11 protein-coding genes and 1 pseudogene are annotated in these 13,587 nt (G+C 64.1%); 8 read left to right on the forward strand and 4 right to left on the reverse strand.

Annotated elements, in window-relative coordinates; genetic code table 11:
* Positions 1-333 (forward strand): annotated as a pseudogene (locus EOA27_RS04230) (peptide ABC transporter substrate-binding protein); the annotation flags it as partial.
* 82 nt (positions 334-415) lie between these two features.
* Positions 416-1,255, forward strand: a complete 840-nt coding sequence (locus EOA27_RS04235; protein WP_126079914.1) for an alkaline phosphatase family protein — start codon at positions 416-418, stop codon at positions 1,253-1,255.
* 192 nt (positions 1,256-1,447) lie between these two features.
* On the opposite strand, the gene EOA27_RS04240 is transcribed toward EOA27_RS04235, so the two are convergent.
* The gene (locus EOA27_RS04240) at positions 1,448-3,202 is read right to left on the reverse strand and encodes an ABC transporter ATP-binding protein (RefSeq protein WP_126079720.1); all 1,755 of its coding nucleotides are present in this window, start codon (positions 3,200-3,202) and stop codon (positions 1,448-1,450) included.
* 176 nt (positions 3,203-3,378) lie between these two features.
* On the opposite strand from EOA27_RS04240, the gene EOA27_RS04245 reads away from it, so the two are divergent.
* The 3 genes from EOA27_RS04245 to EOA27_RS04255 all read left to right on the forward strand — a co-directional run bounded on the left by EOA27_RS04245 (position 3,379) and on the right by EOA27_RS04255 (position 6,278).
* The gene (locus tag EOA27_RS04245) at positions 3,379-4,659 is read left to right on the forward strand and encodes an amidohydrolase family protein (RefSeq protein ID WP_126079719.1); all 1,281 of its coding nucleotides are present in this window, start codon (positions 3,379-3,381) and stop codon (positions 4,657-4,659) included.
* A gap of 81 nt (positions 4,660-4,740) precedes the next feature.
* Positions 4,741-5,664 (forward strand): DMT family transporter, encoded by a 924-nt coding sequence (locus EOA27_RS04250; protein ID WP_126079718.1) that lies wholly within the window; start codon positions 4,741-4,743, stop codon positions 5,662-5,664.
* 140 nt (positions 5,665-5,804) lie between these two features.
* Entirely contained in the window at positions 5,805-6,278 is a 474-nt protein-coding gene (locus EOA27_RS04255; protein WP_126079717.1) for a DUF805 domain-containing protein, read from the forward strand.
* A 15-nt stretch (positions 6,279-6,293) separates the two neighbouring features.
* On the opposite strand, the gene EOA27_RS04260 is transcribed toward EOA27_RS04255, so the two are convergent.
* Complete coding sequence (locus EOA27_RS04260) at positions 6,294-7,193, reverse strand: phosphotransferase family protein (RefSeq protein ID WP_126079716.1); 900 nt, start codon at positions 7,191-7,193, stop codon at positions 6,294-6,296.
* 100 nt (positions 7,194-7,293) lie between these two features.
* Here EOA27_RS04260 and EOA27_RS04265 point away from each other — a divergent pair, with 100 nt between their 5' ends.
* Positions 7,294-7,926, forward strand: coding sequence for a class I SAM-dependent methyltransferase (locus tag EOA27_RS04265; protein WP_126079715.1), 633 nt, complete (start codon positions 7,294-7,296; stop codon positions 7,924-7,926).
* Between the two features lie 12 nt (positions 7,927-7,938).
* On the opposite strand, the gene EOA27_RS04270 is transcribed toward EOA27_RS04265, so the two are convergent.
* Together EOA27_RS04270 and EOA27_RS04275 are read right to left on the reverse strand one after the other, a co-directional pair.
* A complete protein-coding gene (locus EOA27_RS04270; RefSeq protein ID WP_126079714.1) occupies positions 7,939-10,392 on the reverse strand; it encodes an FAD-dependent oxidoreductase in 2,454 nt (817 codons plus the stop codon).
* Positions 10,389-11,273 (reverse strand): phosphotransferase family protein, encoded by an 885-nt coding sequence (locus EOA27_RS04275; RefSeq protein WP_126079713.1) that lies wholly within the window; start codon positions 11,271-11,273, stop codon positions 10,389-10,391. Before EOA27_RS04275 ends, EOA27_RS04270 begins: the two co-directional genes overlap by 4 nt.
* Positions 11,274-11,663: 390 nt before the next feature.
* Here EOA27_RS04275 and EOA27_RS04280 point away from each other — a divergent pair, with 390 nt between their 5' ends.
* Positions 11,664-12,428, forward strand: coding sequence for a DeoR/GlpR family DNA-binding transcription regulator (locus EOA27_RS04280; protein ID WP_126079712.1), 765 nt, complete (start codon positions 11,664-11,666; stop codon positions 12,426-12,428).
* A gap of 55 nt (positions 12,429-12,483) precedes the next feature.
* Positions 12,484-13,395, forward strand: coding sequence for a LysR substrate-binding domain-containing protein (locus EOA27_RS04285; RefSeq protein WP_126079711.1), 912 nt, complete (start codon positions 12,484-12,486; stop codon positions 13,393-13,395).
* Positions 13,396-13,587 lie beyond the last annotated feature (192 nt).

Here is a 13,587-nt window from a genome sequence, read left to right on the forward strand (position 1 = left end):
TTCTCGCTCTCCTATTGGGGCGGGCGGCCGACGCAAGGCCAGATGTATTCCACCGGCTACCTGTCGACCGCCGACTGGAACGACACACGCTTCAAGCGGCCCGAATTCGACAAGATGCTCTATGCGGCGCGCGCCGAGCTGGACCAGGCCAGGCGCAAGGCGATCTATCGCGACATGGCGATGTTGATGCGCGACGAAGGCGGCCTGATCGTGCCGTTCTTCAACCAGTTCGTCGACGCTGCCAACACCAAGAAGATCAGCGGCTACGCCAAGAACCCCAATGGCGAGATGATGGACGGCTACGCGCTCTGCGAATGCTGGCTGAACGCCTGACATCAGTATAATTCTTCGAACACCGCGTGTCCCTTGGACGCGCGGCGTTCTTGTTTAGACCGACAATCACAGGAAGCTGTCCGTGGCGCTCAAATCCAAACTGCTGCTCATCATTCTCGACGGCGTGCCCTACCGGAACTGGCGCCGGCTGATGGGCAATCTCGAGGGATGGACGCAGTCGGGCGAGGCGCAGGTGTGGAAGATGCGCTCGGTGCTGCCGTCGACGTCCGCCTGCTGCTACGCCTCGATCCACACCGGGGTCACGCCGCAGGTGCATGGCATACTTTCCAACGAGAACCGCTTTCGCGTCACGCAGCCGGACATCTTCTCGGAGGTCAGCAAGGCCGGCGGCAAGACGGGTGCGGTGACCCATTCCTATTGGTCGGAATTCTTCCGCAGCTTTCCGTTCGACCTTGTCGAGGACATGGAGTTCGACGATCCGAGCGGACCGATCACGCATGGCCGCTTCCACACCATGACCGGCTACAATCTCAAGAACCAGATGACGCCGAGCGACGTCGACCTGTTCGCGACGCTGACCATGCTGGCGAAGCGCCACGGCATCGACTACGGCATCCTGCACACCTGCACGCTGGACTCGATGGGACATCGCTTCGGCCATGACTGCATCGAGATGGACCATGCCTGCTACGCCATGGACGGCATGCTCGCCGCCTTCCTGCCGCGATGGCGCGAAGCCGGTTATGAAGTGATCGTGACGGCCGACCACGGCCAGACCGACCGCGGCCACCATGGCGGCCATGACGACGAGATGCAGGATTTCGCGCTCTATTATTTCGGGCCCGCGAAAGGCCCCGAGGCCGACACTCTGCTCGACCAGCTGCAGCTCGCGCCGACGGTGCTGAGCCGGCTTGGCGTGGCGATACCGGAGACGATGAAGGCGAAGGTGTTTTTGGGTTAGCGCGGCCTTCCCTTCTCCCCTTGCGGGAGAAGGTGGATCGGCGCGCAGCGCCGAGACGGATGAGGGGTGTTCCAGCGGAGTGAGACGCTGGCGAATTCCGACTGGATAAACGGCGCCGCCAAGCTGGAACACCCCTCATCCGGCCGCTTCGCGGCCAACTTCTCCCGCAAGGGGAGAAGGTGGGCGCCGCGCCTACGGCATCAGCTGATATTCATAAAGCTTCTGATAGAGCCCGCCTTGCTTGAGCAGGGTCTTGTGCGGGCCGCTCTCCTGCACCTTGCCCTTTTCCAGCACCACGATGGTGTCGGCCTGGTGCACCGTCGACAGCCGGTGCGCGATGACGATCGTCGTGCGTCCGACGGTCAGTTGCTGCAGCGCGTCGCGGAACAGCGCTTCCGATTCGGCGTCGAGCGCGCTGGTCGCCTCGTCGAGCAGCAGTATCTCGGCATTGCGCAGCATGGCGCGCGCAATCGAGATGCGCTGGCGCTGGCCGCCGGACAAAAGCGAACCGTTTTCGCCGACCTCCGTCTCGTAGCCCTTGGCCATGGCGCTGATGAAGTCATGCGCGTTGGCGGCCTTGGCTGCGGCGATCACCTCTTCATCGGTCGCGTCCTCGCGGCCGAGGCGGATATTGTGCATGATCGTGCCGGCGAACAGGAACGTGTCCTGGCTGACATAGGCGATCTTCTTCCGGAGCGAATCGAGCGTCGCGAAGGAGATGTCCTGGCCGTCGAACATCACCCTGCCGGTCTGCGGGTCGTACATGCGCATGATCAGGTTCAGGATCGTCGACTTGCCGCTGCCCGACGGCCCGACCAGCGCCGTCATCTTGCCGGCCGCGAGCGTCAGGTTGAAGCCCTCGAACACCGGCGGGCTTTCCGGATAGGCGAAGCTGACATCGTCGAAGCGGATTTCGCCCGGTCCAGGTTGCAGCGGCCTCGCGCCAGGCTTTTCCGCGAGCGTCAGCGGCCGGTCGGCGAGCTGGAACATCATGCGCACGCCGACGATGCCGGTCTCGAGCGAGATGCGAACGCGGGCCAGGCGCTTAGCCGGCTCATAGGCGAGCAGCAGCGATGCGATGAAGGCCATGATGTTGCCCGGCATCTGCCCGCCCTGCAGTACCAGGAATCCGCTGATGAAGACCGCGCCGGCGATTGCCAGGCCGGCAATGGTTTCCATCACCGGGCTGGTGGCCGCCTCCAGCGTGGCGATGTTGTTGGCGCGGTTCTCGACGTCGGAGACGGCCTGGTACATGCGTTTGCGCATCGCGCCTTCAAGGTTGAAGGATTTGACGACGCGTACGCCGATCGCCGTTTCCTGCATGACATGAACGATCTGCCCAAGCGAGCGGAACTCCATGGCGGCGATGTTGCGGACGCGCTTCAGGATGCGGTTGACGCCGTAGATCGCCACCGGCCCGACGACGAAGCAGATCAGCGACAGCGCCGGCTGTTGCCAGATCATGACACCGACGAGCACGGCCAGCGTCACCAGGTCGCGCACATAGGACGTTACGACGAGATCGAGCACGCTGCGCGCCGCCTGCGCGTTGTTGGTCATGCGGGCGATCAGATCGGCCGACGAGGTCGAATGGTAGAACTCGATGCCTTGCTCCAGGATGCGATCGTAGATCTTGCGCTGCCTGTCGGCGATGATGGCGTTGCCGACGCGGCTCATGAAATAGGCTTGGACGAAGGTGGCGAGGCCCTTCACCAGGAAGATCCCCGCGACCCCGGCAGCGATCAAATTGACGCGGTCGAGCCTCTTGAAGACGACGAATTCGTTGGTGATCTCACGCAGGATCCAGGCACTGGCGCCGGTCATGGCGGCCACCACCAGCATCGACACGATGGCGGCGCCATAGCCGAATTTGTGCTCTTGGAAGGATTCCCTCACGAGCCTCGCGACAAGGCGCTGGTTCTCCGTGGAGCGGAAGAAGCGAAACAACGGCCGATCCTGTGTCTGACTGGCAAAGAATTTCGGATTCGCCACGAGGGCGCGAGGCGGCTTATAGAGCGAGTTGCGGCGCGATGGAACCTTTCGGCTGCCGGGGAAAGAAAAGGCTGCGTAAGGCTGTCTTTTCGGCCACGATGATCGCCAGGTCTTGAGAGGGGTGACGACAGATGGATTTCGACCTCATCATGCGCGGCGGCACCCTGCCGGACGGCAGGATTGCCGATATCGGCATTGCCGGCGAAACCATCCGCGCGATCGAGCAGAAGCTGACAGGGTCGGCGCCGACCGAGATCGACGCGCGGGGCAATCTTGTTTCACCGCCCTTCGTCGATCCGCATTTCCACATGGACGCCACCCTCTCCTACGGCATTCCGCGCATCAACGCGTCTGGCACGCTGCTCGAGGGCATCGCGCTTTGGGGCGAGCTGAAGCCGCTGCTGACGCATGAGGCCGTGCGCGAGCGTGCGCTCGCCTATTGCGACTGGGCCGTGTCGATGGGCCTGCTCGCCATTCGCAGCCATGTCGATGTCTGCGACGACCGGCTGCTCGCGGTGGAAGCCCTGCTCGACGTCAAGAAAACCGTCGCGCCCTATATCGACCTGCAGCTGGTGGCGTTTCCGCAGGACGGCCTCTATCGCTCGCCGACGGCGCTCAAGAACACTGTCCGGGCGCTCGATATGGGCGTCGACATCGTCGGCGGCATTCCGCATTTCGAGCGCACCATGGCCGACGGCACGCGCTCGGTGACGGAGCTTTGCGAGATCGCGGCGAAACGCGGCCTGATGGTCGACATGCACTGCGACGAGACCGACGATCCGCTGTCGCGCCATATCGAGCAGCTCGCTTATGAAACGCAGCGTCTCGGCCTGCAGGGCAGGGTGGCCGGCTCGCATCTCACCTCCATGCATTCGATGGACAATTACTACGTCTCGAAGCTCCTGCCGCTGATCGCTGAAGCCGGTGTCTCTGCCATCCCCAACCCGCTGATCAACATCATGCTGCAGGGGCGTCATGACACTTTTCCGAAGCGGCGCGGCCTGACCAGGGTGAAGGAGATGCTGGCGCTCGGCATCCGCGTCGGCTGGGGGCAGGATTGCGTGCTTGACCCCTGGTATTCGCTGGGCACCGCCGACATGCTCGACGTCGCCTTCATGGGTCTGCATGTCGCGCAGATGTCGAGCCCGGCCGATATGGCGCGCTGCTTCGACATGGTCACCAGTGTCAACGCCGCGATCATGGGGCTCGACCACCTTGGCCTCGCCGTCGGCAAGCGGGCCAGCCTTGTCGTGCTCGACGCCGGCAACGTAATCGAGGCCGTTCGCCTGCGCCCCGAGCGCCTCTGCGTCATCGCCAGGGGCAAGGTCGTCGCTGAGCGGACTAGGCAGGAGACGCGGTTGTCGATTTCCGGACGTCCGGCGCAGGTGAACCGGCGGCACAAGGCGGGTTAGAACCAGCCGATTTCCGCCGCTGGTCTTACCGGCTGGCCGATTTTCCCTCGTCAAACCGGCGGCCTGCGGCTAGGGAGCGCCATGGCTCAGACCATCGCTCGCAATTTCACGATCCGGAACGTGTTGCTCGCCGGCATCCTTTTGATGCTGGCTGGCGACTTCATGTTCGCGCTGAACGATGCGATGGGCAAATGGCTGGTCGCCAGTTTTTCCGTCGGCCAGGTTGTGCTGATCCGCTCGATCGGCGCCTTCATCGTGCTGGGGCCGATGATCGCCAACCAGGGCGCGGGCAAGCTGTTCCAGATGGACAGGCCGGTGCTACAACTCTTGCGCGTCGTGGCGACGACGCTCGACACCGGACTTTTCTACGCCGCCGTCGTCCACCTGCCGCTCGCCGACGTCATGAGCTTCTACATGGCCGGGCCTATCTATGTCGCCGCGCTTTCGCACCTCTTGCTCGGTGAAAAGGTCGGCTGGCGCCGCTGGCTGGCGATCCTCGTCGGCTTCTGCGGCGTGCTGATCATCCTGAAGCCGTCCTCGGCGGCTTTCTCGCTGTCGTCGAGCTATGCGCTGATTGGCAGCGTGGCCTTCGGCTTCGCCATCATCCTTGGCCGGCTCCTCCGCGGCACCAGCGACACGACCTTGGTCACCTGGCAGACCATCGGCACGCTGATCGTCGGCGGCGCGCTGACCATCGGCGCATGGAATACGCCCTCGGCGCTCGACTTCGGCGCCATGCTCTTGCTTGGCGTCGTGTCCTGCGCGGCCCATCTGATGATCACAAGGGCGCTGAAGCTGGCGCCGGCCTCGACGCTGGCGCCGCTGCATTACAGCCTGCTTCTGTGGGCCATTGTCTTTGGCCTAGTTTTCTTCGGTGATGTGCCGAGCCCGCGCATCCTGGCCGGCTCGGCGATCGTCGTGCTTGCCGGCATCTTCATTTTCCATCGCCAGAAGGTGGTGGAAACCGCGGTGCCGCCCGAAAACGTGCCGAAGGGCGTGAATTAGACTCGGGCCACCTCGCCCTGCCCTTGCGGCCGGAAAGTATTTGCGGTGAAAACCGCCTATCGGGTGCAATCTCCAATTGATTCCGGCCGGACGGGCGGGATAATCATAGCTCCGAGGATTGGAGTATTGGGGGGAAAGTAATGGGCAGTTTCTCGATATGGCATTGGCTCATAATTCTGATCATTATCGGCTTGCCATTGTTGTTTGTCTTGAGGGCACCGCCGGCCGGCGTCAATCGCTTCGGTGACACGCCGCCGTCGATGAACTTTGGTGAAGCGATTGCAAGCTTTTTCCGAAATTATGTGAACTTTTCCGGCAGGGCCAGTCGCTCGGAGTTCTGGTATTCCTACCTCTTCATAATCATCGTCGCCGTTCTTATGGGGATAGTCGATATCTTTGTGGGAAACGAAGCCGTTTCGTCGCTTTGGAATCTTGCCGTTCTTCTGCCGACACTTGCCATGACCGCGCGCCGGCTGCATGACATCAACAGAAGCGGCTGGCATCAGCTGCTTGCGGGGTTCTTCCCCATCGGCACCATCGCGCTGCTCATCTGGTATTGCAAAAAGTCCGACGAAACAGGGTCGTTGAACGAGATACAAAGGGTTTTCAGGTAACTCGCTGGGATGGGTCTAGTCCAGGCGCACGGCGGCGAGGTGCCGCGAAAACTCCGCCGTCTCCATCAGCGCCTTGCAGCGGGCGAAGCGGCCGTCGGCATAGGCGCGGAAATCGTCGGCCGGATTGTCGTTGGCGAGCTGGATCAGGCCCCACAGCGTCCACAAAAGGTCGCACATCGCCTTGTAGATGACGACGCGGCCCCGCTCGGCCGGCCGCGCCTCGCCGCCGAAATAAGCGCGCATCAGTTCCTCGTCCTGCGCGGCATCGAACCTGCCCTCGACCGAGAGGTCGCCGAGGTCCCATAGCGGATCGTTCATGCCGGAATATTCCCAGTCGACGATCCACATCCGCTCGCCCGTATCGAGGAAGTTCTCGCACAGCGGATCGCAATGGCAGGCGGCAAGCGGGATGGCCTGCGCGGCAAGCGCCGCGCGCACCGCGCCTGCCTCGCGCACCACGTCGTGATAGCCGGCCGGCAGCGCCACGTCCTTGGTCGACAGGACCTTGAGATAGTCGTCGATCATCGCGAACAGCTCGAACCGGAAGGGAAACACCGCACCCGAAGAGTGGAGCTTTCGGAAGGCCTCGCCAGCCCGCGCCGGGCTGCCCGGCCGCGCCTTGAATTTTTCGGGCGACATCGTCTCGGCGCCGGCGATGAAGCGCGTCGCCATCACACCGGACGCCGGATCGGCATAAAGCACCAGCGGGCTGACGCCGGCGCTGGCCGCCTCACGCGCCGCCACCGCCTCGTTGGCGCGGTTGATGTACTCCTCGGTGCCCTTGCCGGGGATGCGCAGGCACACGTCACCCGCCCTGTAGACCCTGTTGGTCAGACCGCCGAGCCGCTCCAGCGGCCCATCATAGCTCGCCAGCACCGGAATGGCCGCCAGCGCAGCGCGCAGCTCGTCGGTCATGTCGTGTCCCCTTCACGCCATTGTTGTCGCTCGGACGGTTCCACAGTTTTGGCGGCTTGGCTATGATCCTTTGCACATGAATCGGCTTCGAGGGGCGACGATGACGGACGGCAAGCATAGCGGCTCGCTAAGCGCGGCCTACGCGGCGAAGCGGCCGGATGAGGTCGCCGCGATCTATGACCGCTGGTCCGAGACCTACGATGCCGACATGTCGGCCGCCGGCTATCGCCATCCGACGATCTGTCTGGCGCTGCTTGCCCGCCACCTGCCGCGCGGCGCCGAACCCTTGCTCGATGCCGGCGCCGGCACCGGCCTGATCGGCGAGTGGCTCGCCATCACCGGCTATCCGCGGGTCGAGGCGCTCGACATCTCGCAAGGCATGCTGGACAAGGCCGGCGCCAAGGGCGTCTACACGGCGCTGCATCGCCTGGCGATGGGCGACACGCTGCCTTTCGCCGACGGCGCCTATGCCGGCATCATTTCGGCGGGCGTCTTCACCTCGGGCCATGTCGGCGTCGAAGGCCTGGACGAGCTGATCCGCATCTGCCGTCCAGGTGGCGTCATCGTGCTGACCGTCAAGAACACGCTGTGGGATGCCGGCTTTGAGGAGCGCATCGCTGGGCTGGAAGCGCGCGGCACCCTAAGCCGCCTCGAAGAGACGCGGCCCTACGCCTCGATGCCTGGCGAAACCGATACCGTGCCGAGCCGGGGCTTGGTGCTGCGCGTCAACTGACCGGCCCGGCGGTCAAGCCTTTACCCTCTTCCCGGCCGGGTCGTACATCGCCTCGAGATGGATCTTTGCCGGCGTGCGTTCCATCGCCACCACCAGCTCGTAGTCGCCGGAGGCGAGGAACTCGTCGCCGACGCCGTCGGCATTGCGCACATAGCCGTAGCCGATGTTCTTCTCGACCGTGTAGCCGTAGCCGCCGCTGGTGAGGTAGCCGACAGCTTCGCCATTGCGCAGGATCGTCTCCCGCCCGACCAGCACGACCTCTGGCTCATCCACCGTGAAGCCGGCAAAGCGTTTCGTCGGCGGCTTGCCGGTCGCGTTCTCCAGCGCCTTGCGTCCGACGAAGTCGGTGTTCTTGCGAAGCTTCACCGCCCAGCCAAGCCCCGCCTCCAGCGGCGTGTCGTTCGGCGTGATGTCGGAACCCCAGGCGCGATAACCTTTTTCCAGTCGCAGCGACTCCAGCGCCCGGTAGCCGACCGGGCGAATGCCGTGTGCCTTGCCCGCCGCCATCAGTACATCAAAAACCTCGCCGGTGGCGGCGATCGGCACATGCAGCTCCCAGCCGAGCTCGCCGACATAGGTGATGCGCAGCGCCTTCACGGTGTGCCCGGCGATTGCGATCTCGCGGGCATGGCCGAAGGGGAAGGCGGCGTTCGAAACGTCGGCATCGGTCACCGCCGACAGCACGTCGCGGGCGCGCGGTCCCATCAGCGAGAGCGTGCCGTACTCCTCCGTGACGTCGGTCAGCCTGGCGTCGAGGCCGGAGCCGATATGGTCGCTTATCCAGGACAGGTCATGCGTGCGGAAGCCGGTGCCGGTGACGATGTAGAACCGCTCCTCGCCGAGCCGCGACACGGTGAGGTCGGCCTCGATGCCGCCGCGCGTGTTGAGAAGCTGCGTGTAGGTCAGCCGTCCGACCGGCTTGTTGACGTCGTTGGCGCAGATCCAGTCGAGCGCCTTCAGCGCGTCGCTTCCGGTCAGCTCGTATTTGGCAAAGGAGGATTGGTCGAAAAGGCCGACCTTCTCGCGCACATGCCGGTGCTCGTCGCCGACCGGGCCGAACCAGTTCTGGCGGCCCATCGAATAGACGTCCTCGGCGGCTGTGCCGTCGGGCGCAAACCAGTTCGGCCGCTCCCAGCCAAGCTTGGAGCCGAACACCGCGCGATGCGTCTTCAGCCGCTCATAGAGCGGCGAGACGATGCGTGGCCGTCCCGAGAGATACTCTTCGTGCGGGAAACCGATCGTGTAATGCTTGCCATAGGCCTCCAGCGTGCGGTCGCGGACCCAGTCGCGGTCGCGGTGCAGGCTGGAGAAACGTCTGATGTCGACCACCCACAAATCGAGCGGCGCCTCGCCGTCGACCACCCATTGCGCCAGCACCCAGCCGGCGCCGCCGCCCGACGCGATGCCGAAGGCGTTGAAGCCCGCGCCGACGAACATATTGGCGCATTCCGGCGCCACGCCGAGGATGAAGTTGCCGTCCGGCGTGAAGCTTTCCGGCCCGTTGATCATCTGTTTGACGCCGACATGGGCGAGCGCCGGCACGCGCTCGATTGCCTGGCTCATATGCTGTTCGAAATGATCGTAATCGTCGTCGAACAGGCGGAACTCCCAGTCGTTGGGCACGTCGCCGCCGGGAAGCCCGGTTGCCCAGGCCTGCGGGTTGGGCTCATAGCCGCCCATCACCAGTCCGCCGACCTCCTCCTTGAAATAGGTGCGGCGGTCGGGGTCGCGGATCGTCGGCGCGTCGTTCGCCAGCCCTTCGATCCTCTCGGTGATGATATACTGATGCTTGACCGGCTGCAGCGGCACGTTGATGCCGGCCATCGCGCCGACCTGCCTTGCCCACTGCCCGGCGCAGTTCACCACCTTGTCGCAGGCGATGTCGCCCTTGGAAGTCTTCACCGCCGTGATGCGGCCGTCCTTCATCGTAAAGCCGGTGACGCGCAGGTCCTCGAACAGTTTCGCGCCATGCATTCGCGCGCCCTTGGCGAGCGACTGGGCGATGTCGGAGGGGCTTGCCTGCCCGTCGGTTGGCAGCCACGAGGCGCCGACCAGGTCGCCCGTTTCCATCAGCGGCCACATGCGCTTCACTTCCGCCGGCGACAGAAGCTGCATGTCCATGCCGAAGCTTTTGGCCGTCGTTGCCAGCCGCTTGAACTCGGTCCAGCGGTCGGCATTGGTCGCGAGCCTCAGGCAGCCGGTCATCTTCCAGCCGGTCGCCAGGCCGGTCTCGGCCTCGAGGCCCTTGTAGAGCTCGACCGAATATTTGAGCACGCGCGTGATCGAGGCCGACGAGCGCAACTGCCCGACCAGGCCGGCGGCGTGCCAGGTCGAGCCCGAGGTCAGCTTGCCCTGCTCGAGCAGCACCACATCGGCCTTGTGGTCGCGCGCCAGATGATAGGCGGTGGAACAGCCGATGATGCCGCCGCCGATGACGACGATTTCGGCATGGCTGGGCAAGGTCATGGCTTGGTCCCGTATTTCGTCCGGTAGTTCTCCAGCGCGGCGTCGAGCCGGACGAGGTTTTCCTCGGTATAGGCGACATAGTCGATGCCGGGCGCGTCGAGATAAAGCTCGGAGACCATGCTCCACATCGCCTCGCGCAGCAGCGAGGCGCATTGCATGGCGGCGTGCGAGCGGCGGATCTCGCTGTCCGGCTCCTTCATGAAATAGGCGGTCAGGAAGGCGAAGGATTCATCGTCGCTCAGGCCGGCATTGGAGGCGGCGCCCGCGAGATCGAACATCGCCGTGTTGAAGCCGGCATATTCGAAATCGATTAGCCACAGCCGCTTGCCGTCGTCCAGGATATTGGCCGGCAAAAGATCGTTGTGGCCGAAGACGATCGGCAGCAGTTTTTGCGCCCGCTCGAGCTCGTCGGCCAGCGCTAGATAGCGCGGCAACTGATCCGTCTTGCGGCTGCCGCCTTCGTCAAGCGTGCGCGCATAGTCGCGGATGACGTGGAACACCCAGAACATGAAGCCGGCGCCGGAGACATGGCTCGGCATCTCGCGATGGAAGCCGCGCAGCAGCGCCGCCACGCGGCCAAGATTGGCCCGCACATCCTCGGCGAGAAAGGTCTTTGCCCCGAGAAACGCCGTCACCAGGATGCCGGGCTCGGCATAATGCACGGCCGGCGCGAATCCAGCAGCATGCGCGGCCCGCGCCGTCATCACCTCGCGCTCGCGAAAGACGTGGTGGAACGGAAAGTCCTGGCCGAAGCGCACGACATGCCGCCCCGCGGCATCCGTGACGACAAAATTGGCGTTGCTGAGGCCGCCCGGCAGCGGCTCGATCTCGATACTGCCGTTCCAGCACGGCAGGGCGCGGATGCGGTCTTCGGCGCTCACGGCTTCGCTCCGGCCTCAACCGGTCCCACGGAAAACGACGATGGGACAAAATAGAAAAGCCTCGTCGGTGCGAGACGCCAGGATCGGTATCCCGCACCGCACCGACGAGCCCCTTGGCCAGGTTCAGGATCCCGGCATCCGCCCCCGCGGATTCGATAAAAGCGCAAATCTGGCTGGTTCCAGATGAACTGGTCACTAAGTTGCGGCTCTGCCATCACCCTCCCTTAGCAGTTCCGAGCCCTTGTGACTTGCAACCACTCTCATGCCCAGGTGGCAGAGCTGTCAATCAAAAGCTGTGACTTTTTTTGGGTGTTTTGCCCGAAAATATAAGCAACTCCTTTCAAAGCGTTGTCAAAGCCTTAAATTCGGTCAAAATCTCGGGCATTCCACATGATCCACTCGAAACGGCATGGCGAAATCCTGCGGCTCCTCGGCGAGGAGGGCACGATCAGCATAGCCAGCCTTGCCGAACGACTCGGCGTCTCGCAGGAAACGGTGCGGCGCGACGTCAAGCCGCTCGCCGATGACGGGTCGGTGCTGAAGATGCACGGCGCCGTCGGCCTTGCCTCGATGGTGGGCGAGGCGCCGTTCGAGCGGCGCATGCGCGAGAATGCCGAAGCCAAGTGCCTGATCGCCAGGATGGTCGCAGCCACCATCCGCGATGGCGAGGCGATCATGCTCGACACCGGCACGACCACATCCTTCCTGGCGCGCGAGCTGCTCGGCCATCGCCGGTTGACGGTGGTCACCAATTCCTCCGACATTGCCCGCACGCTGGCGACGGTGAACGGCAACAAGGTCTATATGGCCGGCGGCGAGCTGCGCAGCGATTCAGGCGCTGCTTTCGGCATTTCGGCGATCGAGTTTGTCAGCCGCTTTTCGGTCGATCATGCGGTGATCTCGATCGGCGCCGTCGATGCTGAAGCCGGCCTCACCGACTATGAGCTGGAGGAGGCGGAGTTCGCCCGCATGGTGCTGTCGCGCGGCCAGCGCTCGCTGGTCGTCACCGACCATACCAAGTTCGGCCGCCAGGGGCTGGTCAGGGTGTGCGGCTTCGACGGCTTTTCCGAGCTTGCCACCGACCAGCCGCCGCCGCCCGACATAGCCGCCGCGCTGAGCCGGGCAGGGGCGCGGCTGACCATTGCGGCGGCCTGACCACCGCGGACAAAGCCCGCTTTCTTTCCCGCACGCGGCAGTGTTTAGTCCGGCCATGGCTTTCACAATCCGCCAGCTCCAGTTCTTTGTCGCCGTCGCCGAGCAGGGCACCGTCTCGGGCGCCGCGCAGAACCTGTCGATCTCGCAGTCCTCGGTCACCGAGGCGATCAAGGAGCTGGAGAGCGATCTCGGCGTCGAGCTCTTCGAGCGCCATCCGCGCGGCTTGAACATCACCCACAAGGGCCACCAGTTCCTGCGCCACGCGACCAAGATCCTGGCCGATGTCTCGGATGCGCGCCGTTCCTTCTCCAGCGAGCAGGCCGTCGCCGGCGGGCGCCTGCAGCTCGGCGTCACCTCGCTGGTCGCCGGCTATGTTTTGTCCGATCTGCTTGCCCGCTACCGCCGCGCCTATCCCGGCGTCGAGGTCTCCGCCATCGAGGACAATGGCGACTATCTCGAGCACCTTCTGGTCGGCGGCAAGCTCGATATCGCCGTCATGGTCACGTCCAACCTGCGCGACCGCACGGCGCTGCAGTCGGAAATCCTGGAAGTCTCGGCTTACCGGCTGTGGATCCCGCTCAGCCACAGGCTGGCCAGCGCCGACATCATCTCGATCGGCGACATCGCGTCCGAGCCGCTGATCATGCTCACCGTCGACGAGATCGAGGAGAACACCGGCAAGCTGCTGTCTGCGATCGGCGCGAGGCCCCATGTCGCCTTCCGCACGCGTTCGGTGGAAGCGGTGCGCAGCCTTGTCGCCACCGGCGCCGGCGTGGCGCTGCTGCCCGACCTCGTCTATCGGCCCTGGTCGCTGGAAGGCGACCGCATCGAATCGCGCGACATTTCCGGCTCGCTGCCGGTAGTCCAGGTCGGCACCGTCTGGCGCCGCGGCTCCGGCCTGCCGCAGGCCGCGCGCGATTTCATCGGCCTCGCCCAGTCGCAACGCATGGTGCGTCAGAGGCTTTGATCAGAGCAATTCCAGGAAAAGTGCGAAGCGGTTTTCCGTCCGGAGCGTCCAAAATAACTATCGGAAAAACCGATATCGGCTTTCTGATAAATGAATTTGCGAAACCGGATTTTTCACAGCACTTTTCGCTCAGGGAACAAAGCCGCGCCTTGAGAGCGCTGCCGTCGGAGCATGAAGCTCCGACCCTTGTAG

The sequence above is a fragment of the Mesorhizobium sp. M2A.F.Ca.ET.037.01.1.1 genome, from assembly GCF_003998075.1.
Classification (GTDB): Bacteria; Pseudomonadota; Alphaproteobacteria; order Rhizobiales; family Rhizobiaceae; genus Mesorhizobium.